The sequence below is a fragment of the Acinetobacter sp. YH01009 genome (genome assembly GCF_013420765.1).
Lineage (GTDB): Bacteria > Pseudomonadota > Gammaproteobacteria > Pseudomonadales > Moraxellaceae > Acinetobacter > Acinetobacter amyesii.
The window spans coordinates 55514-80037 of sequence record NZ_VOYE01000003.1; the positions used below are offsets into that span (position 1 = coordinate 55514).

At 39.7% G+C, this 24524-nt stretch carries 25 protein-coding genes; 13 read left to right on the top strand and 12 right to left on the bottom strand.

Annotated elements, in window-relative coordinates; all coding sequences use genetic code 11:
• The first annotated feature begins 587 nt into the window (after positions 1-587).
• The 3 genes from FTT76_RS05355 to FTT76_RS05365 all read left to right on the top strand — a co-directional run bounded on the left by FTT76_RS05355 (position 588) and on the right by FTT76_RS05365 (position 3409).
• Positions 588-1910 (top strand): NCS2 family permease, encoded by a 1323-nt coding sequence (locus FTT76_RS05355; RefSeq protein ID WP_078189086.1) that lies wholly within the window; start codon positions 588-590, stop codon positions 1908-1910.
• Positions 1911-1976: 66 nt separating this feature from the next.
• A complete protein-coding gene (locus tag FTT76_RS05360) occupies positions 1977-2978 on the top strand; it encodes an adenosine deaminase (RefSeq protein WP_180190135.1) in 1002 nt (333 codons plus the stop codon).
• A 56-nt stretch (positions 2979-3034) separates the two neighbouring features.
• Positions 3035-3409, top strand: coding sequence for a hypothetical protein (locus FTT76_RS05365; protein ID WP_180108767.1), 375 nt, complete (start codon positions 3035-3037; stop codon positions 3407-3409).
• Positions 3410-3461: 52 nt separating this feature from the next.
• Here FTT76_RS05365 and FTT76_RS05370 read toward each other — a convergent pair whose 3' ends face one another.
• The gene (locus FTT76_RS05370; RefSeq protein ID WP_180190136.1) at positions 3462-4019 is read right to left on the bottom strand and encodes a cytochrome b; all 558 of its coding nucleotides are present in this window, start codon (positions 4017-4019) and stop codon (positions 3462-3464) included.
• 212 nt (positions 4020-4231) lie between these two features.
• Between FTT76_RS05370 and FTT76_RS05375 the strand changes: the two genes are divergently transcribed.
• Positions 4232-4618 (top strand): hypothetical protein, encoded by a 387-nt coding sequence (locus FTT76_RS05375; protein WP_168379346.1) that lies wholly within the window; start codon positions 4232-4234, stop codon positions 4616-4618.
• A gap of 93 nt (positions 4619-4711) precedes the next feature.
• A complete protein-coding gene (gene rnhB, locus FTT76_RS05380) occupies positions 4712-5281 on the top strand; it encodes a ribonuclease HII (RefSeq protein ID WP_168379347.1) in 570 nt (189 codons plus the stop codon).
• A 91-nt stretch (positions 5282-5372) separates the two neighbouring features.
• Here the strand turns inward: rnhB and csrA are convergent, their stop codons facing one another.
• The 4 genes from csrA to FTT76_RS05400 all read right to left on the bottom strand — a co-directional run bounded on the left by csrA (position 5373) and on the right by FTT76_RS05400 (position 11240).
• Positions 5373-5627, bottom strand: coding sequence for a carbon storage regulator CsrA (gene csrA / locus FTT76_RS05385; RefSeq protein ID WP_078189080.1), 255 nt, complete (start codon positions 5625-5627; stop codon positions 5373-5375).
• Between the two features lie 249 nt (positions 5628-5876).
• Positions 5877-7157 (bottom strand): aspartate kinase, encoded by a 1281-nt coding sequence (locus FTT76_RS05390; RefSeq protein WP_078189079.1) that lies wholly within the window; start codon positions 7155-7157, stop codon positions 5877-5879.
• Between the two features lie 346 nt (positions 7158-7503).
• Complete coding sequence (alaS, locus tag FTT76_RS05395; RefSeq protein WP_180009412.1) at positions 7504-10197, bottom strand: alanine--tRNA ligase; 2694 nt, start codon at positions 10195-10197, stop codon at positions 7504-7506.
• A 314-nt stretch (positions 10198-10511) separates the two neighbouring features.
• Positions 10512-11240: a hypothetical protein gene (locus FTT76_RS05400; RefSeq protein ID WP_180027215.1), complete on the bottom strand. Its 729-nt coding sequence runs from the start codon at positions 11238-11240 to the stop codon at positions 10512-10514.
• Positions 11241-11502: 262 nt separating this feature from the next.
• On the opposite strand from FTT76_RS05400, the gene FTT76_RS05405 reads away from it, so the two are divergent.
• On the top strand, positions 11503-12531 hold the full coding sequence (locus FTT76_RS05405; RefSeq protein WP_180009414.1) for a type I glyceraldehyde-3-phosphate dehydrogenase: 1029 nt from the start codon (positions 11503-11505) through the stop codon (positions 12529-12531).
• 200 nt (positions 12532-12731) lie between these two features.
• The gene (locus tag FTT76_RS05410; RefSeq protein ID WP_078189224.1) at positions 12732-13034 is read left to right on the top strand and encodes a hypothetical protein; all 303 of its coding nucleotides are present in this window, start codon (positions 12732-12734) and stop codon (positions 13032-13034) included.
• A gap of 163 nt (positions 13035-13197) precedes the next feature.
• Here FTT76_RS05410 and FTT76_RS05415 read toward each other — a convergent pair whose 3' ends face one another.
• Entirely contained in the window at positions 13198-13497 is a 300-nt protein-coding gene (locus tag FTT76_RS05415) for an AzlD family protein (protein WP_078194391.1), read from the bottom strand.
• On the bottom strand, positions 13494-14240 hold the full coding sequence (locus FTT76_RS05420) for an AzlC family ABC transporter permease (RefSeq protein ID WP_180009415.1): 747 nt from the start codon (positions 14238-14240) through the stop codon (positions 13494-13496). The genes FTT76_RS05415 and FTT76_RS05420 overlap by 4 nt, the downstream gene beginning before the upstream one ends.
• Before the next feature lie 142 nt (positions 14241-14382).
• Between FTT76_RS05420 and FTT76_RS05425 the strand changes: the two genes are divergently transcribed.
• The 6 genes from FTT76_RS05425 (at position 14383) to FTT76_RS05450 (ending at position 20005) form a co-directional block, all read left to right on the top strand.
• The gene (locus FTT76_RS05425) at positions 14383-14838 is read left to right on the top strand and encodes an Lrp/AsnC family transcriptional regulator (protein ID WP_180009416.1); all 456 of its coding nucleotides are present in this window, start codon (positions 14383-14385) and stop codon (positions 14836-14838) included.
• 320 nt (positions 14839-15158) lie between these two features.
• The gene (locus FTT76_RS05430; RefSeq protein WP_180009417.1) at positions 15159-16325 is read left to right on the top strand and encodes an ATP phosphoribosyltransferase regulatory subunit; all 1167 of its coding nucleotides are present in this window, start codon (positions 15159-15161) and stop codon (positions 16323-16325) included.
• A 66-nt stretch (positions 16326-16391) separates the two neighbouring features.
• Positions 16392-17711, top strand: a complete 1320-nt coding sequence (locus FTT76_RS05435; RefSeq protein WP_180009418.1) for an adenylosuccinate synthase — start codon at positions 16392-16394, stop codon at positions 17709-17711.
• Positions 17712-17903: 192 nt separating this feature from the next.
• Complete coding sequence (locus tag FTT76_RS05440) at positions 17904-18707, top strand: M48 family metallopeptidase (protein ID WP_078194387.1); 804 nt, start codon at positions 17904-17906, stop codon at positions 18705-18707.
• Between the two features lie 97 nt (positions 18708-18804).
• Positions 18805-19113 (top strand): hypothetical protein, encoded by a 309-nt coding sequence (locus tag FTT76_RS05445; RefSeq protein ID WP_078194385.1) that lies wholly within the window; start codon positions 18805-18807, stop codon positions 19111-19113.
• Positions 19114-19225: 112 nt separating this feature from the next.
• Positions 19226-20005: a M48 family metallopeptidase gene (locus FTT76_RS05450; protein WP_168379353.1), complete on the top strand. Its 780-nt coding sequence runs from the start codon at positions 19226-19228 to the stop codon at positions 20003-20005.
• A gap of 56 nt (positions 20006-20061) precedes the next feature.
• Here the strand turns inward: FTT76_RS05450 and FTT76_RS05455 are convergent, their stop codons facing one another.
• The 5 genes from FTT76_RS05455 to FTT76_RS05475 all read right to left on the bottom strand — a co-directional run bounded on the left by FTT76_RS05455 (position 20062) and on the right by FTT76_RS05475 (position 24520).
• On the bottom strand, positions 20062-20535 hold the full coding sequence (locus FTT76_RS05455; RefSeq protein WP_180009419.1) for a hypothetical protein: 474 nt from the start codon (positions 20533-20535) through the stop codon (positions 20062-20064).
• A 78-nt stretch (positions 20536-20613) separates the two neighbouring features.
• On the bottom strand, positions 20614-21045 hold the full coding sequence (locus FTT76_RS05460; protein ID WP_180009420.1) for a hypothetical protein: 432 nt from the start codon (positions 21043-21045) through the stop codon (positions 20614-20616).
• Between the two features lie 137 nt (positions 21046-21182).
• Complete coding sequence (locus FTT76_RS05465; RefSeq protein ID WP_078189067.1) at positions 21183-21665, bottom strand: peptidylprolyl isomerase; 483 nt, start codon at positions 21663-21665, stop codon at positions 21183-21185.
• A gap of 136 nt (positions 21666-21801) precedes the next feature.
• Positions 21802-23103 (bottom strand): NAD(P)/FAD-dependent oxidoreductase, encoded by a 1302-nt coding sequence (locus FTT76_RS05470; protein ID WP_180009421.1) that lies wholly within the window; start codon positions 23101-23103, stop codon positions 21802-21804.
• 103 nt (positions 23104-23206) lie between these two features.
• A complete protein-coding gene (locus FTT76_RS05475; RefSeq protein WP_306669395.1) occupies positions 23207-24520 on the bottom strand; it encodes a D-alanyl-D-alanine carboxypeptidase PBP6B in 1314 nt (437 codons plus the stop codon).
• Positions 24521-24524 lie beyond the last annotated feature (4 nt).

Below are 24524 nucleotides of genomic sequence, written 5' to 3' on the forward strand. Positions count from 1 at the left end.
TACCAATTTTTATACTCAGCATTGTGTTTTTAGGGTTTAGTGTTTATAAGAATGCAGAGTTAAAGCGACAGCAAGAAATTAATCAGGTGTTCAATGATGATTTGAGCGCATCACCTTATATGCGCTAAAAAAAATCAATCTTGCTGCTTTTGCATTGAGCTCAAGCATGGTCTTGAAGTGTTCGTTTAAATATTGATATTTTATTTTTATATATAATAATTTGAAACTTTATAAAGAAAACAATGTCTTAAATTTACTAAATTGAAAAGCGATGAAAATGTGGAAACATTAAAAAATCAATGTGTTATAATTTGCCGAAATTAATTTGATCAGTATTTATTGATATTAAATACGAATTAAATGACATAAATAGAGGAGCTGCATAGGTTTATGCAGCTTTTTTGTTTGCAAATTTCAACATTTGTACCGTGTTGTATGTTGTTGAAAATAGGATTTTTTAAAGCCTACAATCTGCCGAATTGGCATATTCGTTGCTTAGGCATACACAAAATTAATGATGAATACATGACATGATTAATTTTGTGGAATGCTTATATGCATAAAGTTTACTTCATAGGGGCTAGGTCATGACGACTCCTAATCCATCTTCCGAGAACATGCTTGAACGTCTGTTTAAACTGAGCGAAAACAAAACCAGTTTCAAAACAGAAGTCATTGCAGGTGTAACTACTTTCTTGACAATGTGTTACATCATTATTGTCAATCCAATGATTTTGTCCGAAACGGGTATGGATCATGGCGCTGTTTTTGTCGCAACCTGTCTAGCAGCAGCCATTGGCTGTTTGGTGATGGGGCTTGTTGCTAACTATCCAATTGCCTTAGCACCCGGTATGGGCTTAAACGCTTACTTTACCTATTCTGTATGTTTGGGTATGGGCGTGGAATGGCAAACTGCTTTAGCAGCTGTTTTTGTCTCTGGCCTTGTTTTTATCGCTATCAGCATGTTCAAAATCCGTGAAGCGATTGTCAATGCGATTCCAATGTCGCTTAAACTGGCGATCGGCGGCGGTATTGGTTTATTCCTTGCACTGGTTTCTTTGAAAAATGCCGGCATTATTGTTGATAACCCTGCAACATTGGTTAGTCTGGGTGATTTAAAACAGCCGTCTGTCTTGTTGGCTTTACTTGGCTTCTTGATGGTTGTGGTTATGCATCACTTCAAAGTACGTGGTGCAATCATCATCAGTATTTTGGTGATTACTGCAATTTCAACCCTACTGGGCTTCAACGAATTTAAAGGTGTTGTAGGTGCTATTCCTTCAATCGCTCCAACATTCATGCAAATGAACTTCGAAGGTCTATTCACAGCAAGTTTGATTGGCGTAATCTTTGTATTCTTCTTGGTTGATTTATTTGACTCTACAGGTACATTGGTCGGTGTATCACACCGTGCAGGCTTATTAAAAGACGGTAAATTACCACGTTTGAAGAAAGCATTATTTGCTGACTCATCTGCAATTGTTGCGGGTGCGGCATTGGGTACGTCTTCGACTACGCCTTATATTGAATCATCAGCAGGTGTTGCTGCCGGTGGTCGTACAGGGTTAACTGCAGTTGTAGTTGCTGTATTGTTTATTTTGGCATTGTTCTTAGCACCACTTGCTCAGTCTGTACCAGGTTTTGCAACTGCGCCAGCATTATTGTTTGTTGGTGTGTTGATGATTCAAGGTATCGTTCATATTGAGTGGGATGATATTACGGAAGCAGTCCCAGCATTCTTAACAATTGTATTTATGCCGTTTACGTATTCAATTGCAGACGGTATTGCAATGGGCTTCATTAGCTATGCATTGGTTAAATTGCTGACAGGTAAAGCGAAAACTGTACCGTATATGGTTTGGATTATTGCTGTACTTTGGGCATTGAAATTTGCTGCATTTGGCGGTTAATACTGTCAAATAGCGAAAGGGTGTAAACTCAGTTTGCACCCTTTTTTATTTTTATGAGGATAAGAGATGGATCAACTTGAGCTGATTCGCGCTTTGCCAAAAGCAGAGCTACATGTGCATATTGAAGGGACATTTGAGCCTGAACTCATGTTTGCAATTGCCCAACGCAACAATATTGCAATCCCTTATCAATCAGTCGAAGAATTAAAAGAAGCGTATAACTTTCATAATTTACAGTCTTTTTTAGACATTTATTATGCAGGTACAAATGTACTGATTCATGAGCAAGATTTTTATGATTTAGCATGGGCATACTTTGAAAAATGTGCAGAAGATCATGTGGTTCATACTGAAATGTTCTTCGACCCACAAACTCATACAGATCGTGGCGTTGCTTTTGAAACGGTTTTGAATGGCTTACAACGCGCTTGTGATGATGCCAAAGTAAAACTGGGCATTAGCTCACATCTGATTATGTGTTTCTTACGTCATTTATCTGAAGACGCAGCATTTGCAACATTAGAACAAGCTTTACCATATAAAGATCAAATTATTGGTGTTGGTTTAGATTCGAGTGAAGTGGGTCATCCACCATCAAAATTCGAACGTGTTTTTGCCAAAGCACGTGAAGCAGGTTTTCTTATCGTTGCGCATGCAGGGGAAGAAGGTCCAGCAGAATACGTATGGGAAGCCTTGGATCTACTGAAAGTAAATCGTGTTGACCATGGTGTACGTTCAGAAGAAGATCCAGCCTTAATGCAGCGTTTAATTGCAGAGAAAATGCCATTAACCGTTTGCCCGCTGAGTAATTTAAAACTTTGTGTTGTGAATGATATGGCTGATCATAATATTCGCCGACTATTGCAACAAGGTGTGCATGTGACCGTCAATTCAGATGATCCATCTTATTTTGGTGGCTATATGAATGATAACTTTGTTGCGATCACCAAAGCGCTTGATTTAAGCAATGCAGAGTTAAAGCAACTGGCAATTAACTCTTTTGAAGCATCATTTATTTCAGATGCGGAAAAACAAACTTGGATTAAAAAGATTGAAGCGTTGAATTAATAATCAGTGTATAATCTCAGGCAGTGAATATTCACTGCCTTTTTTATGTTTAAATCATGCTTTTCTGTCATTCAAATCGCTCTATATTTGCCTCATCGATTACATTTTTAGCCGTAGTATTGATTTCATCGGCTGCTATTGCAGATAAATCAAGTTTAAGTCAGCGTATGCTAAAGCCCGTGATTGAATATCAATGCTCGCAAGAGTTAAATAGTTCTAAAATTTGGAAAGGTGCTGCGTTGTTTATGAGTGCTCAACAGAAAAAAGACAATCAAGCTGCGATTTGTCAGTGCGTGAGTGAGCATGCTATGGATGATATTGGTGCGAAAGATCTGATGACTGCTGCAGTGAATGAAACTGAAAAGAATAAACTGATTTCTAAAGCGGTTTTGAATAGTATGCGTGGCTGTGCTCAGCAAGTGCTGAATTAAAAGATGATGCTCACAATAAAAGCCACATAATGTGGCTTTTATTTTGTCTTTGTTAGGGTTTTGGTTGTCGTGTCATGCTTTTGAGCACATGGTCTTTATCAATAAAATGATGTTTCAGTGCTGCCAAAATATGAACCACTAAGAGCAAGCCTGCTGCCCAAGAAATCCAAATATGTAATGGTTTCACGATGGCAAGTAATTCAGGATTATCTTGGACCAAGCGTGGTATTTCAAACAAATACAAGACAGGGGCAGGGTGACCTGCACTCCAGCTAAATAAGCAACCTGTAATCGGTAAAGCCAGTAGTACAAAATACAGTGCTAAATGACCCAAATGTGCCAAGGTTTTCATGCCGGATGACATACTGTCAGGTAATTCAGGTGTGGGGTGGGTATAGCGCCAAAAGATTCGTATCACCGCCAGAAAAATAATCGTAGTCGCAATATTTTTATGGAGGGTAATGACTTGCCCTTTAAAGCTACCATCGACGTCATAACTCATAAAATTGCCACTATAAAAGCCAATTAACCATGCCACGATGAATATGATCGCCATCAGCCAATGTAAGACCTGAGCTGTTCGAGTGTAGTATTGTGTGTTATTGCTCATGTTGATTATTTAAGCGTTCAATCTTATGCAGATTCTAATACAGACCACAAAAATATGCGTCGTTTAAAATCGGGACACTGTGTTGTGAATATGCAACACAGGCTTTGATGATTAACTACACAATTACCGAATTTATTTTAAATAGTCATATCGGATGGTGTGTGATTTGGGGCACAATATGCGCGTTAATTAACAGAACAAAGGAAATATTCGTGAAAAAATTAGTTGCTGTTCTAGCGCCATTAGCGCTTGTTCTTTCTGCATGTGCTGCGACTGGTACAACAGGTACAAGTTCTACAGGTACAACTTCAGCAAACAGCTTGGCAATGATGGCGGTTAAAGTGGGTGTTCAAGCGAAATGCGTGACTGAGCTAAATAACAACAGCTACTGGAAAACAGGTTCAAAATTATTAACAGAAACTCAAAAATCTGAACTACAAACTGAAGTGTGTTCATGTGTAGGCGAGAAAGCGACAACTAGCGTGACTGCAACGGATTTGGTTGTAGCAGCAATGGATAAAACTTCACAAGCAAATCTTGCGGCTAAAATCGTGACAAATACTTTAAATGCTTGCGTGATTGAAACATTTAAAAACTAAGATTTAGAACATTTTATACGACCCTGACAATGGTTTTGCTGAGTATCAGTAAATCCAAATTAAGGGTCGTATTTTATTTTGAGTGAGAGATATATGAAAATTGCTGGTGCAGATGAAGCGGGTCGCGGTCCATTGGTGGGTTCGGTTGTTGCGGCAGCTGTCATTTTAGATCCAAATAACCCGATTGAAGGTTTAAACGATTCTAAAAAACTCACTGAAAAAAAACGTGAAAAGTTATTTATTGAGATTCAAGAAAAAGCCTTGGCTTGGGCGATTGCTGAAAGTTCTGCACAAGAAATTGATGAGATCAATATTTTGCAAGCATCATTACTTGCAATGCGTCGTGCAGTGGAAAAACTCAATGTACAGCCAGAACACGTGTTGGTCGATGGTAATAAAGTCCCAACCGGTTTAGCAATGAGCTGTGATGCAATCGTGGGCGGTGATGCGATTCATCCAGAGATTTCGGCTGCGAGTATTTTGGCAAAAGTGACTCGAGACCACGAAATGGTTGAACTGGATGCAAAATATCCACAGTATGGTTTTGCGAAACACAAGGGCTATCCAACCAAAGCGCACTTCGAAGCGATTGCACAGTATGGGGTGATTGATGAACATCGCCGCAGTTTTGGCCCCGTACGTAAAGTTCTAGAAGGGCAGTAATTAAGCTCAGTTGAACTTATATAGTAAACGCATGTTCTAGATAAATTTAAAGCGGCCTAATGAGCCGCTTTATCATTTAACAACTTAAATCTTAGCGATTATAGTTGTTTTGTGAATAATCAGTTTCTTCAAAAGATGGCTGATATTCTTGATCAATGTTTTGGAGATGTTCGTGCATTGCGCGTTCATGTTGAATTCGTTGGTAAATTTCTTCACGATGAACAGATACTTCTTTTGGAGCATTCACGCCAATACGAACCTGATTACCTTTAACACCAAGTACAGTCACGCTAACTTGGTCTCCAATCATTAATGTTTCTCCGACACGACGAGTCAGAATCAGCATGTTTCTCTCCTTGCAAAATGCAAAACCTGCAAATGATCTGTTATGTAAAATTCATAACTTGTAAAAGCAAAAAAATTTAGCAGTGCATCTGAAACAATCATTGTGACAGTCGCAAACTGAGTAAATTTTAAAATCCTCAGGTTTAATATAACAGAGCCACTATAAAAAAAACTATAGTGGCTCTGAATTTTTACGATGTTTTTCAAAATCTGTCTAACAATGACAAATTTTGACACACAGCAAGGTTAATTAAGCACGCGCGCTTGATTCACCTGTTTCACGATCTAGACCGAATGCAGTGTGTAGAGCACGTACAGCAAGCTCTAAGTATTTCTCATCGATAATCACTGAAATTTTGATTTCAGAAGTCGAGATCATCAAAATGTTAATGCCTTCTTTTGCAAGAGCAGTAAACATTTTGCTTGCTACACCAGCGTGTGAACGCATACCAACACCAACAATCGATACTTTAACGATGTCTGCGCGAGTTGCAACTTCACGTGCACCAATTTCTTGTGCAGTCGCTTCAAGAATAGCTTTCGCTTTTGGTAATTCACCACGGTTAACTGTAAAAGTGAAATCAGTTGTACCGTCTTCTTCCACGTTTTGGATAATCATATCCACTTCAACATTGGCATCACCAATTGGTGAAAGGATGTTTGAAGCGATACCTGGTTTATCCGGTACACCAAGAATAGTTAATTTAGCTTCATCACGGTTGAACGCGATACCTGAGATGATTGGTTGTTCCATGTTGTCTTCCGCTTCAGTGGTGATTAGTGTCCCGACGTTTTGTTTAAAGTTTTCGTCGAATGCGCCATCATCGTCATTATCAAAACTTGATAATACGCGTAAAGGCACTTGGTATTTACCGGCAAATTCTACAGAGCGAATTTGAAGGACTTTAGAACCAAGTGATGCCATTTCAAGCATTTCTTCAAAAGAAATACGATCAACTTTTTTCGCTTTTGGAGCGACACGAGGGTCAGTGGTGTAAACACCATCAACGTCTGTGTAAATCTGACATTCATCAGCTTTAAGTGCAGCTGCCAATGCAACACCTGAAGTGTCAGAACCACCACGACCTAGAGTCGTAGTGTTACCTTCGGCATCAAAGCCTTGGAAACCTGCCACTACAATGACACGTCCAGCGTCAAGGTTTGAAGTCAATACATCTGTATCAATCGCTTCAATACGCGCCTTGGTAAATGCGCTGTCGGTTTTAATACCAACTTGACGACCTGTAAGTGATTTAGCTTCAACACCAATAGAGTTAAGTGCCATTGCTAACATAGAAATCGTTACCTGTTCACCCGTAGACACCATTTGGTCTAATTCGCGTGGATCAGGTGTTTCGGTAATGGCTTTCGCTAAAGCAAGTAGACGATTGGTTTCGCCACTCATTGCAGATACAACAACCACAACTTTGTGACCGTGATCATGCCAACGCTTTACACGACGAGCAACATTTAAAATGCGCTCTGGAGTACCCATTGAGGTACCGCCATATTTTTGAACGATTAATGCCATAACTATCCTTACCAAGTAAATAAGTCTAAAGACTTAAAGCACTTACACATATTTTAAGACCGCACTTCGGCGCGATTTTAATATACCACGTAGCTTATGAACTCCAAGGTAGGAGGAGTTCAAATAGATACTTTGTGTCTGCAGGGGATTCACATGAACCCAGCCTTTTAGACTCCATTTTCATCATTTAGCCAGAGGTTGAATATTGGTTTCAACATGATGATTGAGTTTGCGCTTTCACGCATCAACAGTGTTTAAGCAGGATCCAGCATTAAAAAACACACTGCTTAAACCTGTTGATTTGCTCAAAGGAGGTGAGTCACTTTGAGCTATAGGACTTTTGGTCTTATTTTGCAGCTAACCATGCAACGAGGTCAGTCATTACCGCTTCAAGTTTGTCGCTATAAGGCGCACCACCTTGAGCCATATCAGGTTTACCACCACCTTTACCGCCAAGTTCTTGACCAAGGTGTTTGATGATGTCACCTGCTTTTACAGCAGCAGTGTATTCTTTAGCAACCGAAGCAATGAGGCTCACTTTGTCGGCATCAACCGCTGCGATCACGATCACAGCATTGTCTAACTTAGATTTCACACCGTCGTGCAAGTTGCGAAGTGATTTCGCATCTACACCTTGAACCGTGGTGATTAATGTTTTACGGCCAGCAATCTCTTGAACTTGACTCAATAACTCAGCGGCTTGGAAGCTTGCCAATTTTTGGTTCAATTGTTCAATTTGTTTTTGCAAGCTAGATGCAGTGTGAGAAAGCGCTTCTACTTTTTCTAAAGTTTGGTCTTTTTGAGCTTTTAGCAAATCGTTGATTGCATGAATATCACGATCCGCTTTTTGTGCTACTTCAACTGCTTTTGTGCCTGTAACAGCTTCTATACGGCGTACGCCTGCAGCAACACCGCCTTCAGAAGTGATTTTAAATAGGCCGATGTCACCTGTGCGTTTTACGTGAATACCGCCACAAAGTTCGATAGAGAAGTTTTTCTCATCTTTGGTTGTACCCATAGACAATACACGTACTTCGTCACCGTATTTCTCACCGAACAACATCATCGCGCCTTTTTCTTTAGCCGCATCGATGTCTAAAAGTTCAGTTGAAACAGCAGTATTGGCAATCACTTCAGCATTGACAATGCGTTCAATTTCTTGAAGCTGTTCAAATGAAACAGGTTGATCATTGGCAAAGTCAAAACGTAAAAGTTCGCTGGCAACCAATGAGCCTTTTTGCTGTACGTGCGTACCCAAAACTTGGCGCAGCGCTGCATGCAACAGGTGAGTCGCAGAGTGGTTGCGCGATGTTGCTGCACGGATATCTGCTTTAACAATCGCTTCAACCGCTTGAGCCGCTTTTAAGTTACCCATGGTCACGATGCCTTGGTGTACAAATGCGCCGCCTGATTTTTTGGTGTCTTGAACTTCAAAAATACCAGTTTCGTTTTTGAAGATACCTGTATCGCCAACTTGACCGCCACTTTCTGCATAGAACGGAGTTTGGTTTAGAACGATTAGTGCTTCGTCACCTTCAAAAACTTCATCAACTTGTTCGCCGTCTTTGTAGATTGCAACAATTTGACCTTGGCCTTGAGTTGCGTCATAGCCGTCAAATTGAGTCTCGCCTTCAACTTTGACAATTGAGTTGTAGTCGACAGCAAATTTACCAGCATCACGCGCACGTTGACGTTGAGCCGCCATTTCGACTTCGAAACCAGCTTCATCAATCGTTAAATCACGTTCACGTGCAATGTCTGCTGTTAAGTCAGTCGGGAAGCCGTAAGTATCGTAAAGTTTAAATACAGTTTCGCCTGGAATCACTGAACCTTTAAGTTGAGCCAATTCGCCTTCAAGCAATTTCAAACCTTGCTCTAAAGTTTTTGCGAATTGTTCTTCTTCTTTCAAAAGCTGTGCTTCGATACGTGCTTGCTGTGCAGCAAGCTCAGGATAAGCAGCGCCCATCACGTCGATCAGCGGCTGCAACATTTTATGGAAGAATGAACCTGTTGCACCCAATTTGTTACCATGACGTACTGCACGACGGATAATACGGCGAAGTACATAGCCACGGCCTTCGTTAGACGGGTTAACACCGTCTGCAATCAAGAAGCAGCAAGAACGTGCATGGTCAGCCACAACTTTAAGTGAAGCAGGGTATTCAACTGGTTTGTTTTCTGCTTGTGCTTTTGCTTCAAGTTCAGTGGTATCTAAACCAATGATTTCAGCAGCAGCTTTAAGTAGGTTTTGGAATAGGTCAATTTCGTAGTTTGAGTTTACATGCTGTAAAACTGCAGAAATACGCTCAAGGCCCATACCTGTATCTACAGAAGGTGCAGGAAGGGCATGCAGAACACCATCAGCAGTACGGTTGAACTGCATGAATACGTTGTTCCAAATTTCGATGAAACGATCGCCATCTTCTTCAGGAGTGCCCGGTAAGCCGCCCCAAATGTGGTCACCATGGTCAAAGAAGATTTCAGAACATGGACCGCAAGGACCTGTATCGCCCATTGCCCAGAAGTTATCTGAAGCGTATTTTTCGCCTTTGTTGTCACCAATACGGATAATGCGTGAAGCGTCTAGACCAATTTCTTTGTTCCAGATATCAAATGCTTCGTCATCTGTATGGTAAACAGTGGCATAAAGTTTATCTTTTGGCAGACCTAACCATTTTTCGTTGGTTAAGAAATCCCAAGCAAATGTGATGGCATCACGTTTGAAGTAGTCACCAAATGAGAAGTTACCCAACATTTCAAAGAATGTGTGGTGACGTGCTGTATAACCAACGTTGTCTAAGTCGTTGTGTTTACCGCCAGCACGGACACATTTTTGTGAAGAAGTTGCACGAACGTAGTCACGTTTTTCAAGACCAAGGAAGCAGTCTTTAAACTGGTTCATACCAGCATTTGTGAACAATAGTGTTGGGTCGTTGGCAGGTACCAGAGAACTCGACGCGACACGTGTATGCCCTTGCGATTCAAAGTAGCTTAAAAAAGCTTCGCGAATTTCAGCTGATGTCATAAAACGAGTACTCACAACCAAGTCTCTCCTAATTTCGATTTGGTAATAGCCTATCAAGCAAGTCTTACAAAATTTTAAAGCTGGCTTGAGATGCTGACATAAAATTTAAAAACGCTAAATTATAACGGAAAAAGGTGTAGCGACCAATGATTTTCAATGAACTATATGACTTTTTATATAATTCATTTGAATTGATTCATTTTCATTATGGTTGTGAAAATTTTGGCAGTTTTTACTCAATGGTACTTTGGTTTATTTATAAATTTAAGATGAAATTTTACTTAAATCCTAAACGCATTTTCAAATTTTAAAGGCGTGAATTAATCAGCTTATAAGTCAGGATCTGTCTTTTTTATGTGTTGAATGGGGTATTCCTTGCCATTAAATTTGAGCTGATAACGACCTTGGTCATGTTCAGCGGACGCTTTGCAGTTTTTGTGATTGTAATGGCTGCTAATGCTCGACTCTTTGATTAAGAAAATAGGGAAGCCCTTATGGGTTTGATTGCTGATGTGTAAGGTGCGCTTCAATTCTTCAGTATTCCAGTCATCACAAGCACTTTGTGTACTGCTGTTGTAGTTGGTCATTAGTCCATTTAAGACAGCTAAAATTTTTGAATCAGTTTGAATGGCATAAAGGTAAAGCAATCGTCTTGATGAATGAATACCGCCTATGTGCGATTGTTTTAAAGCAATACCCACCAAGTCCTGATCTTTTGCATAGGGAGTGAGATCAAATTGAACATTATCTAAACGTGTCGTAGGCACAATGCCTTTAGGTGACTTAAATACTTTTAGTACTTGAAATGTGCCTTTATCTATAAGATAAAGCTTTAGATCATAATTGCCCGCATTGTCCTGAATCACGTCAGTCGCATTACTAGAAAGGGCTAATAATCGACGACTATGCTGAAGTTGAATGCAGTCCTGAAATACAGGTTCATTGGCATTGGAGGAATTATCGTCTGAGAATAGGCGTTGTAATTTTTGTATCTCCGCTGATGAACAGTGTTGATATATTTGCGCTGTAGTCTCGGTTGAACCTAATAAAAATATCAAAAATATTGAGATGGAAGCGTAAAAGAGCTTTGTAGGTTTAAGCTTTTGCCAGAACAAATAAAATGGTTGTAGTGTTTGCTTCATCATTGTGATTTATAGTCTATAGAATATTTTTCTTCATTATAAAGTCGAAAAGCTATTTTGAATATTTTCACTCAACACCCATTTTAATAAGTATTAAGAGAATTAATGATTACGAATTATTGTTGAAATCCTTTAATATATAAGCGCTTTATAACTGTTTCAAAATGAAGGGTAAGTCATGCAGCGAGTGGCAATTAATGGATTTGGTCGAATCGGACGCAATGTATTACGCGCTTGGTTTGAAAATCCAAAAGAATTTCATTATGAAATTGTTGCCATAAATGATGTCGCTGATGTGGAAACCATGGTGCATTTGTTTAAATACGACACCACGCATGGTCGTTTTGCAGGCCAAGTCGACATTCTTGAACAAGATGGCGCTATTTTTCTAGAGATCTCTTGTGCCCAAGCACATCTCAAAGTGCAAGTTTTAAATGAAGCACAGCCGAGTCTTTTGCCTTGGCAACACCTGAATGTCGATGTGGTACTCGAATGTACAGGTTTATTTAGATCGCGAGAGGCAGCCACACAGCATATTGGTGCAGGTGCCAAACGTGTGATTATTGGTGCTGCGCCGTTTGACAGTGTTGATGCTGCGATTGTGTATGGTGTTAATCATCATGAAGTCAAAGCGACGGATCAAATTATTTCGAGTGTGTCGTGTACCACGCAGGCTTTGGTGCCTTTAGTCAAAATTATTGATGATGCCTTTGGTATAGACACAGCACTCATGACAGAAATTCATGCTGTGACTGCGGATCAGTCTGTATTGGATCATGCACATCGTGACTTACGTCGTGCGCGAGCTTCAGGTCAAAATATTATTCCAACGACCTCTTCAGCTCTGGGTGCGTTGAAACGGGTCATGCCGAAAATGGAAGATCGAATCGATGGCTATTCGATTCGTGTGCCGACTATCAATGTTGCTGCAATCGATTTAAGTTTTGTGTCTCAATCAGTTATCACCAAGCATGAGTTAAATGCAGTGTTAAGCAAAGCTGCACGTTTTGATTATCATGAAATTATGTCAGTAACCGATGAGCCCTTGGTATCAAGTGATTTTAATCATTCACCTTATTCATTGATTGTCGATTTGAATCAAACCATGGTGGTAGGAAAACAAGCAAAAGTTTTCGCATGGTATGACAATGAATGGGGCTATGCGAACCGCTTGCTCGATTTATGTGAAAGTTTTCACTCTTTATAAAAATTCAAACTTATCCAATATAGAAAACATCTACTAGCTTGTAGGTGTTTTTTTATTTTCTAAAATTAGATGAAAAATCATGCGTAATGTCGTTGATGTATCTCGAAAATATTGAAAAACTTTAAAAAATATTCAAGCACAGCCGATTTATTGTTTAAGATGAAAGTCAAAGAAATATATAAAGAGTATTGAGCATGATGTTGATGTTACTTTGGGGATTTATTTTATTATTGGCGCTGGCGGTTATATTTTTAATTTGGCTACAGTTTAATCGTGACGTATCGCAATCTACCGCGCATGAAACCTTGCCACTTGAAGAAAAAGTGGTGCATCTAGAAGCCAACCTGAAAAAGACCTTGGAAATTATGCAAGATCTTGCAAAGAAAATGCATATCCAGCAAGAAGTATTAGATCAAACCACTCACAAATTACAGCAAGTTGAATTGCAAAATGCAGAGTTGGTGAACCTTTTGGCAAAAGTGGTCAAAACCGATCAAAGCTAATCGAAAGATAAAGAAGACTGCCCATAGCTCGATATCTGCATGAAGCATGTAATCTCAAGGTATGGGTATTTTTTTATCCAATAAGATGATTCCTAATATTCATCATCATTGGGTTTAAATCGTAGTTCTTTCGTTATTCAAAACATGATCGCGTATTACTTAGTTAAATCAAAATTTGTCTTAATACTGCTGCTGAAAGCATGCTAATCACAACGGTAGGCAATAACGAAAAACGTGATGCTGCAAATAGGGTAATAGCTATCGCAATCAGATCGGCAGGATTATCTTTGACAAAATAGGGCGCAATCACTGATATCAAAACACAGCCGGGGACAACTTCCATAATTTGACGTTGTTTGTTGGTGAGGCTACGGTTTTTCAGTAACACATAACCCAAGATGCGGGTCAGGTAAGTGGTTAAGGCTATAAATAGAATCGCGATCAGGGTGCTAGTGTGGATCATGCATCATCTCCAATTAGGAAAAATGCAGAAGCAATACCCGTAACTGCGCCAATCGGAACATACCAGCCCGCTGGGAGATAAAAATACGCCAGAGATGCGGCAATCAAACTGACCAGCCATGGGCGCGCCGCTTTAAAGCCTTTCCACATACCACGCAGTAAAACAAGAAATACAGCAGGGAAGGCCATGTCAAAACCAAGTCGACTAATATCGCCAAGTATCGGTCCAATTATTGCCCCTAGCGTGGTAAAGCCAACCCACATCAAATATAGAGCACAGCATAAGCCTGCATAGAACATTAAACTAAAGGCGCGCTGAATTCCCAAAACATTAGATTTTTTTTGCGCATCAGCCAAACCCACAGCCCAACTTTCATCGCACATAAAAAATAAAGCGGTATAAACCGTACGATTCGGTAAATGTCGTAAATACGGGACAAGGCTCGCCCCCATTAATAGGTGCCGACTATTCACTAAAAACGTAATAAACATCAGCATGAGAATATTAGGGGGATTGGTCCAAACTTGCAAAATGGCAAATTCAGAACCACCTGCAAAGTTAAGACCAGTCAAAAGCGGAACTTCTAAACTAGAAAAGCCTTTATGTGTTGCCTGAGCACCCAGAACTAATGCAAAAGGAATAATGCCCAGCAGCATTGGAATAGATGTTTTTAGACCTCGTTTAAACTCAATAGAATGCTCTGAATGGGTATGATTGAGTGTACTTTGTCTAAACATCAACATGACGTTTTCCATGAAGCGAGATCGAAAGCAATATTTTATGGATATCTGAGCAGCATTTGGCAGCTGTTTTGTGAAAGATTGCTTTTATTGTGCAATGAAATTGCTAAAATAAAGATTATTGTGAAATTTAGTGCCTTTATTGATGGATCAGATAGATAAACGCATTTTGCAAGCATTACAGCAAAATGGAAAACTACAAAATAATGAATTGGCCCAACTAGTTGGTTTATCACCTTCGCCGTGTTTGAGACGGGTTAAGCAACTAGAAGATGAAGGCTATATTGAGAAATATGTGGCTTTACTGAATCAGTCAAAATTGAATTTAAGTTTAACGGTATTTGCGCGGATTTGGCTAAAAGGTCAAGATGCAAAAACCGTGAATGATTTTGTCGCAGCGATTCAAACGATGCCTGAGGTGATTGAATGTCAACTCATGGCAGGAGATTGTGACTTTTTCTTACGTATCGTCGTGGCAGATTTAGAAGCCTATCGAAAGTTTCAGATTCATCATTTAACGCAGATCGCCAGTGTGCAAAATGTAAAAACAGAGATACCGTTACAGGCTGTTAAACTAACCACAGCGCTTCCTTTGGATTGATGTTCGAGTCTTAAATTAAGTTGTTGAGCCTGATCATATTTATAACTTTGTTTAAAACTTCATCTATAGAAAGTAGGATGCTTATTATTTTTTATCAAATGGTTAAAAAATAACGTTCATAGGATTTTAAAATAGAAGCATAAACATGGATTTAGTTGTAAAAGTTAAAGCTGTGGATGAAGTAATGAATGCTGAAGCATCTTTTATGAAAAAGTCGTGTGCAAGCGTAAAACTATCGTGCTAAACTAGGAGAAATCGGGTGTGCTCCCGATTTTTTTATGCGGATTTGTTCCGCGCTGACAAGAATTTAGGTTTACAACATGCCCATTTCAGAGACATGGTTATTACCTGATGGTGTAGCTGATGTACTGCCAGAACAGGCGCAAGTGATTGAATCTTTGCGTCGTGAAGCATTAGATTTCCTCGCATCTCGAGGTTATCAGTTGGTGTACACGCCATTCATTGAATACATCGAATCTCTATCTTCTCTTTCAGAATCGAATCAAGATTTAGACTTAGCCACTTTTAAAGTGATCGATCAACTTTCAGGTCGTTTGCTTGGTGTGCGTGCCGATATGACACCACAAGTGGCTCGTATTGATGCGCATGTACATCCTGTCGAAGGTGTAGCTCGTTATTGCTACGCTGGTACAGTACTACATACTAAGCCACAGGGTTTTAATACCACACGTGCACCTTTACAGTTAGGTGCAGAATTATTTGGTTCAGACAGCATTGATGCTGACGTTGAACTGATTGATGTCATGATCAACTTGCTTGCTAAAGCAGGTCATGCAGATGGTATCCATCTTGATTTAGGGCATGTCGGTTTATTCCGCAGCATGGTAAAACAAGCTGGCTTGAGCAAAGCGGTTGAACGTCAGTTATCTGACTTGTATCAACGTAAAGCTTTACCTGAACTTGCTGAATTCACACAAAGCATTCCAAATGGTGCTGACTTCTATACTTTAGGTCGTTTTGCAAGTGATTTAGATGCGTTACAAGCAAATTTAAGTGCTGAAGTTTTAAATAACGAAGCATTTAAACTTGCATTTGATGCAGTGAAATCGACACAAGCCGCAATTCAGGTGCGTTGGCCAGAACTACATATTGGTATCGATGTTGTAGAACTTCGTTCATATCATTATCACACTGGTTTAATGTATGCCGTATATGCACCAAACCGTGCTGCGCCATTGGCTCAAGGTGGTCGTTATGACGGTATTGGTGAACACTTCGGTCGCGCGCGTCCAGCGACAGGTTTCTCTTGTGATCTATATGCATTAACTGCAGGTCAAGTTCAGAAAAACCAAGTTTTGGTTGCACCAAAAGGCATCGAAGCAGATTTATTAAAGGCAATTGAGGCAGCACGTACCGAAGGATTCAGTGTTGTTCAATTGTTAGGTAATGATGATTTAAGCTCAGCACCGTATGCAACGCACCAGTTGGTGAATGCAAATGGCGAGTGGACAATCAAACAAATTTAATCTCGGATGTGCCTGCGGGCACACACGTTTTTTCCAATTTTAACAGCATGATGCAATGAGGCTATTATGGGCAAGAATGTTGTGGTACTTGGTACCCAATGGGGCGACGAAGGTAAAGGTAAGATCGTCGACCTGCTCACAGATCAAGCGGCTGCGGTAGTTCGCTATCAAGGCGGACACAACGCAGGTCATACACTTGTGGTTGGTGGTAAGAAAACTGTTTTACACCTCATTCCATCTGGTATTTTACGTGACAACGTATTGTGCTTAATTGGTAATGGTGTTGTTTTATCACCTGAAGCTTTAATCCACGAAATGGAAGTTTTAGAAAAAGAAGGCGTGCCTGTACGTGAACGTCTACGTATTTCTCCAAACTGCCCATTGATCCTTCCACACCATATCGCCCTTGACCAAGCACGTGAGAAAAAACGTGGCAATGCGAAAATTGGTACTACAGGTCGTGGTATCGGTCCTGCATACGAAGACAAAGTGGCTCGTCGTGCAATCCGTGTTGCTGACTTGGTTCGTGGTGGTGCTCATCTTAAAGCTCAACTAGAAGAGCTTCTTGAATACCATAACTTCCAATTGACTCAATTCTTCGGTGTTGAAGCCGTTAAAGTTGAAGATATAATCGCTCTATGTGACGAATGGCGTAAAGTCATCGAACCTATGGTGATGGACGTTACTGGCGAACTTCATGCTTACCGTAAAGCAGGTAAGAAAATCATGTTTGAAGGTGCGCAAGGTTCACTTCTTGACGTTGACCACGGTACATATCCGTACGTTACTTCTTCAAATACGACTGCTGGTGGCGTAAGCTCAGGTTCAGGTCTTGGTCCATTACACCTTGACTATGTATTGGGTATTACTAAAGCGTACACAACTCGTGTAGGTGCTGGTCCGTTCCCAACTGAACTTGTTTATGATGCTGCTAACGATGTTGGTGATGCAATCGGTAAACACTTAGGTACAGTGGGTTCTGAATTTGGTGCGTCTACTGGCCGTCAACGTCGTTGTGGTTGGTTCGATGCTGAAATTCTACGTCGTTCAGTAGAAGTAAACTCACTTTCTGGTATTTGCTTAACTAAACTAGACGTTCTAGATGGTTTAGAAGAAGTGAAAATCTGTGTAGGTTACGAAGCAGCTGATTCTGGTTGTGTAGGTTCTTCTGATGCGCTTGCATTTGAAACTTTAAAACCGATCTACGAAACTATGCCAGGTTGGTCTGAGTCTACTTTCGGTGCGAAATCACTAGATCAATTGCCACAAAATGCAATTAACTACGTGAAACGTTTAGAGCAATTGATTGAATGTCCAATCGACATCATTTCAACTGGTCCAGACCGAGATGAAACAATCGTATTACGTCATCCATTCGACGCATAATGTTGTTGAATTAAGATGTAAAAGCCTCGCGAAAGCGGGGCTTTTTTATATAACGAAGAATACAACTTCAAAAAAGTTGATTAAATTTAAATGATGGAAAAATAAAGATTTTGAAAAAATAAGCATAAAAATATTGAGTCAGTCAATTTTTTGTATATATTTGACACTCTTTATAAATAACTAGAGATCATGATGAATTATAAAAAATCTTTGGCATGCTTTGCCGTAGCAGCTTCTTTATCAGGTTGTACCACGATTGCTGATCTTGCAGGTGCTGATTCTGCATCTTTGAACTTACAGGCAACACAGTCTTATAACGCAATGCTGAAAGACGCACAGACCAAACAAGTGCTCGATACCAAGTCTGCGACTTATCAAAAAGTAAACCGTGTTTTCTGGAAAATGAAACCATTTGCAGATCAGATGAATCAAACGGGTCAGGCTTTTGATTGGAAAGTTGCCGTGATCAAGTCTAAAGAAATCAATGCCTATGTCGCACCCGGTGGCAAAGTTGTTTTCTATACAGGAATCGTCGAAACACTCAAACTTACGGATGATGAAGTCGCTGCAATCATGGGTCACGAAATGGTTCATGCCTTAGAAGAACATGCAAAAAATAAAATTGGCGCTTCAGCACTAACCAATCTTGCGGTGAGTATCGGTTCACAATATGTAGGCAATGCTGCAGGCGGCTATGGTGCAACCTTGCTTGACTTGGGGAGTCAATTTGGTGTGGGCTTGCCGTATTCACGTAATTTGGAAAGTCGCGCGGATAAAGGTGGCCTAGTGATGATGGCAAAGGCTGGATACAATCCAGAAGCGGCGATTTCATTGTGGAAAAAAATGAATGCGAATGATAACAGTGGCAACGACGCACTGAGCAAATTTATGTCTACACACCCAAGCAATAATGACCGTATTGCTGCTATGCAAAAAATGATGCCGGAAGCGCAGCAATATTATAAAAATGCGACACCTTCGAGTGTACGTCGTTAATATCTGCGGTTTTCAAGACTAAAGTTGCATTTTAGTACGCTACACACTTTGTGTTGAGTTGCTAAAATGCAATTTGAATTAGGAAGAGAAGTGCAGGATGCAAAAGAATATTTCGACCACCATTTTTTATTCTTTATTATTTGCGATGGGGGGAGCACCCACTATTGCTATGATGATCATTCGTGCCCAAACTCAAGATCCACAATTAATTTATCAAGCCCTGATTGGGTTGTCGGTGATTATTGCCTGTATTCTTGTGCCCATAGTTTTGATACAAAATGCTGTCTTATTTTTTAAGCGAAAAAATGTGCAGTTAGAAGAAAAAATTAAGCCATTAATGCATGTGTATTTGGGCTTGAATGTGGTTTGTTTAATCTATTGGTTGGTTCTTCAATTTTCGGCTTAAAAAAATTACATAAATACTATTATAAGTCGCTACAACTTCGTTTTAAGCTCCAAACCATAAGAATATAATATCCATAAATTCACTTATATTTTAATGGTCTGGAGTAGCCTTAATGAAAAAAATAATTTTAACGAGCCTGTGTATGGCCGGTGTAATGACGATTTCGGGCTGTGCGACAGTGGCAGATATGGCAGGAGCGGATACTGCTACATTGAACGCGCAAGCAACACAAAGTTATAACAAAATGGTGACAGATGCGCGTTCTAAAAATCAGCTCGATACCTCTTCGAGTACATATAAGCGCATTAATACTGTATTCCAAAAACTACGTCCTTATGCAGACCAAATGAACCAAACGGGTCAAGCGTTCCAATGGCAATTGGCGGTCATGAAATCTGATCAAGTCAATGCCTTTGTAGCTCCAGGCGGTAAAGTTGTATTTTATACAGGTATCGTCAATAAACTAAATTTAACTGATGCAGAAATTGCAGCGGTTATGGGACATGAAATGGTCCATGCTCTTGAAGAACATGCAAAAAGTAAATTGGGTGCTCAAGCTTTAACGGATCTTGCGCTGAATATTGGTTTAAGTGCCGCAGGCAATAATGTCGGTCAATTGGGCACTGCTGCTGCGCAGTTAGGTAGTCAAATCGGTATAGGGTTACCGTATTCACGTTCTCTAGAAAGCCGTGCTGACCAAGGTGGTTTAATGTTAATGGCACGTGCAGGTTATAACCCACAAGCGGCGATTACACTTTGGGAAAAAATGAACAAGCTTGAAGGTGCGGGAGGTTCATCATTCCTGTCTACGCATCCATCAAACTCACAACGTATTGAAGCGATGCGTAAAAATCTACCAGCAGCGCAGCAGGTTTATAACCAACGTCGTTAATTCATAAGAATTAATTATCCGTTTTAAAAAGCAGGCCGTGGCCTGCTTTTTTTCTATCACGAACAAAAATCATTGATAGATTTTGATGATATTTCATTTAGAGATTTAATTTCATTATCTTTTTTATCAAATTCTTTAAGGTTGTTTTGATAAGTTTTAAAGATTGTACAATTCCGTTGCTTTAGCTTTTGATCCGATTCTTTCCATTGATAAGGGTTCCATTTTTTTTCGTTACTTATTTTAATGGATGAATTTTCTAGGTCGGTTAAAAAATGTTTTGCAAATTTAGTTCCATACCAAACATTATCTTTAAATACCAGTGAACCATCAATATAAGTTCTCTTTAGAAGCTCATCGGGGACTAAGAATGCATCTTTTTGTTGTTTGAAAAACAAACGCCGCCACATGTGATTATAGTTTTTATTAAAGAATTGCTCATTAACTTGTAATGCATTTTGGGGTAATGCACGTAATTGAGTTGTTTGCGGTGTAATATCACGTCTAAGTGCACGTTCAGCCCAATTAGCCATACTTTCCAAGTACCATGCGTTTTTAAATTGTGCATAGCTATATTGGTATAAATGAAATAATTCGTGAGTGATCGTAGTCTAATAATTTCCAGGAAAGTCTTTTAATTGATTTGAAATAGAAATGCTGATAAAGCAAAGATTATTTTTAAGATTCGTGGCACTTGGCGCTCGAGATGAGTTTTCATAGGCGAGCCCATTTCCTTTTAGTTCGTGTACATATATGGCAATAGCCTTTACATTCTTATATCTTGGGCTTTTTAGAGGATGTCTAAATCCTGCTAGTTTAAAGATATCTCTTGATGCGACTGCTTGGATGGCAATATCTTCGATATAGTCAGGAATTGCATTATTGTTTGTATCGTTCAGATTTTGGATGCGGTCTCTACTTTTCTGTTTATCCGAATAAAAAATATAGAATTCATCTTTTTGATAGACGCGATTGAGTTGCTTTGCGCTTTTTAATTCGAAACTGCTACAAGTATCGCTAGATCCGTATGCTGGAAAAGACATATTTATGAGACATAGACTTAATAGAAGGGTATGAGTTTTCATTCTTATTCAATAAATTATTTGCTTTACATGAAATATAGCAAATAAAAAAAGGCAAAGTAAAAACTTTGCCTTCTTGCACTAGAGATTGGAAGATCTTAGTGGTGGTGACCGCCTGCACCGTGTACGTGACCGTGTTCAAGTTCTTCAGCAGAAGCTTCACGGATTTCAACGATTTCAACTTCGAAAGTTAAATCTTGACCAGCAAGTGGGAAGTTTGCATCAACAAGAACGTTGTCGCCTTCAACCGCTTTAACTGTCACGATTTGAACGCCGTCATCAGTTTGAGCTTGGAATTGCATACCAGGTTGGATGTTGTCCACGCCTTGGAACATTTGAGCAGGAACTTCTTGAACGAGATCAGGATTGTATTCGCCATAACCTTCAGCAGCAGGAACAGTTACAGTGAATTTTTCACCAACAGTTTTGCCTAAAAGTGCTTTTTCAAGACCTGGAATGATGTTACCAGCGCCGTGCAAATATGCTAGTGGCTCACCTTGAGATTGGTCGAGAGTTTCACCCTCTGCATTAGTCAATGTGTAGTGGAAAGAAACCACAGAGTTATTTGCAATAGCAGTCATGTTATTGATCCATTCAATTTTTTAAGGGTTACATCATAAAGTGAAATTGCACTTTTGTAGACTAAATTTATCAAAAAAATGCAATTTTTAAATGTTTATGATGCTTTTTTCATTAATTGGGGCAGATCTGTAAATTTCAATGCAATTTAATTTTAGGCGCGATTTTTCGTGTAACAAAATCTTTAGCCGTTAATAGTCCTGCATGTGCATAGCCGTAAATTGTGGCTTGATGCATTCGATACAATGAAACATACATTGATTTGGCAACAAAGCCTTGAACATTGACCTGACCTAAAAGTTCACCTACTGCTTTATGTTTACTTAATGAGACTAGGGAGCCTTTGTCTGAAAATACGAACATTGGGAGTTGCTGACCACGGATGCGTGCCTTTAAGCAATCCACGAGAAATGACGCTTGTTGGCTGGCAACTTGAGCGCGTGGGCCGAGGACGGGTTCATCTGCACGCGGTTGGCAATGAGCACAATCACCAAAAGCGAAAATGTCAGGGTAGGCTTTGGTTTGTAGTGTTGCATACACACTTAAACGCCCCATACGGTCTTTTTCAAAACCTTCAAGCTTCGAAATCACTTCTGGTGTTTTAATACCTGCAGCCCATACTTTCAGTTCAGCTTTAATTTTACTGCCATCATTAAAATAAACATGTTCAGCATCGACTTTTTCCACACGTTTAGAGGTTAAGACCTCAATTTTCATGCGTTGTAATTGCTGCTGTGCATGCTCGGCCATTTTTTCAGGGAGTGCAGGCAGAATCCGATCAGCACCTTCAATTAAATTGATCTGTACGCTTTGCGGATGAATTTTATTTAAACCATATTTATAAAAATTATGTTTGGCTTCGACCAATTCTGCGGAGAGTTCAACGCCAGTTGCACCTGCGCCAATAATGGCAATTTTCAACTCACGTGCTGTATTGCTATTTTGCGCATCCAAATATAACTGTAAGAGATCTTGTTGGAAGATTTCAGCTTGTTGTAGGCTGTCCAAATAGTGGCAATGTTCATACACGCCCGGCGTGTTGAAATCGTTAGAAACTGAGCCTAAAGCAAGAACAAGGGTGTCATAACTCAGTTGCAGTTGTTCTTGAGTAGATTCATATTTTCCTTGTTGGACTTTGCTGAGCTGAATGGTTTTTTCAGTAGGATGAACATTTTCAAACTTAGCCAAGACAAACTCATAATGATGCTTCGCAGCATGCGCATAGTAGTTGATTTCTTCTTCGCTGACTGACATCGTGCCTGCGGCAATTTCATGTAAAAGGGGTTTCCAGACATGCGTGAGTTTCATATCTACGAGGGTAATGCGCGCTTTCTTTTTTTTCCCGAGTAAATCACCGAGTTGCGTAACCAGTTCTAAACCACCAGCACCACCACCGACAATGACAATATGGTGTAACTTGGAGTCATCAGCGTTATTCATTGAATTACCTATTTTATTATTGTTGAAAAAAAGAAGATGGCACGAGTATGTCATCTTCTTTATTGCACAAATAACGAATTGTCTTACAAGTTACATAATCACATCATTGACCTAAAGGGTAGGTTTTAACTTCTGCTGCATCCGTATTAAAGATGCTAAAAAGGCCTTTGATCCACATCATGAAACGCTCAAAAATATTGGCTTCTTCAATTTGCACGTCATCTTCGATATCAAAGGTATTGATCAGCTGATTATTTTGATAAACAGTAACGGTGGCTAATTTCATTACTTCAGCCAAAGGCGCAGTGAGTTCTTTTTCATTTACTTCAACACTCAGTTTAGTCTGTGTTTCATGAAGTGGTTCAATGGCTTGAATTTGGCCATTGCCAGTATTTAAAAGAATACGTTGCTGTGTAGGATCAAAAGCTTTTAAATCGATGGCATAAGCTTGATCATAAAGTGAAGTTGTAATCAGTTTAGGTTGTTGAGTTTCCACCTTAAACATTTTCAAGGTTGATTTAACCACAGGTAATTCTGCAATTAATTGCTTATCTTTGATTGCAACTTCATTACGTGTATAGGTATAAGCCAAGTTCATGAGGTTGTGTGCTACTTCTGCACGTTTTAATCCACTTTTTGCCCCTAATACTACAACAATCAAACGACGTTCTGGCGCGTCAGGATTCGCGATCAAACGGTTGGCTGTTAAAGCTAAGTTATAACCTGCAGCTTTAGTAAAACCTGTTTTTAAGCCATCAACGGTGGGATCTTGTTTTAATAAGATATTGGTTGCACGGTGGAAGCGTTGGTTATAACTAAAACTTTGTTGTTTTGAATAATACAAATAGTCAGGTGTGTCAGTCACCAGTGCTTGCCCTAAACGTGCAAGGTCAGCCGCCGATGAATAATGTTCTGGCATGGTAATACCGGCTGGATTTTGAAAATTGGTGTCATTCATGCCCAAAGCTTTAGCTTCTTTGTTCATGCGTTCAATAAATTTTGGAATATCACCAGAAATGCGTTCAGCTAAAGTCACTGCGGCATCATTGGCTGACATGACCACAAGACCTGCTAAAAGCTGATCAACTGAAATTTGTTCACCAGCTTTGAGATACATTTGTGATTCATCCCATTGAACCACTTGTACGACTGGGGTTGCGGTTAAGATTTCATTTTTCTTTAAATGACCTGCTTTAATTTCCTTTAAAGCAATATAAGCCACCATCATTTTGGTAAGTGAAGCAGGGGCACGCTGAACATGGCTATTATGTTCTGCAATCACCTGACCCGACTGAGGGTCTAAAATGGTCCAAGCTTCAGCTTCAACGGTTTCAGGGACAATATTTAAAAGGGCAGCATTTGCTATCGTGGAGCATAGAAAACTAAGCAGCGCGATGAGGTAAATCATGTGTTTCAATGAG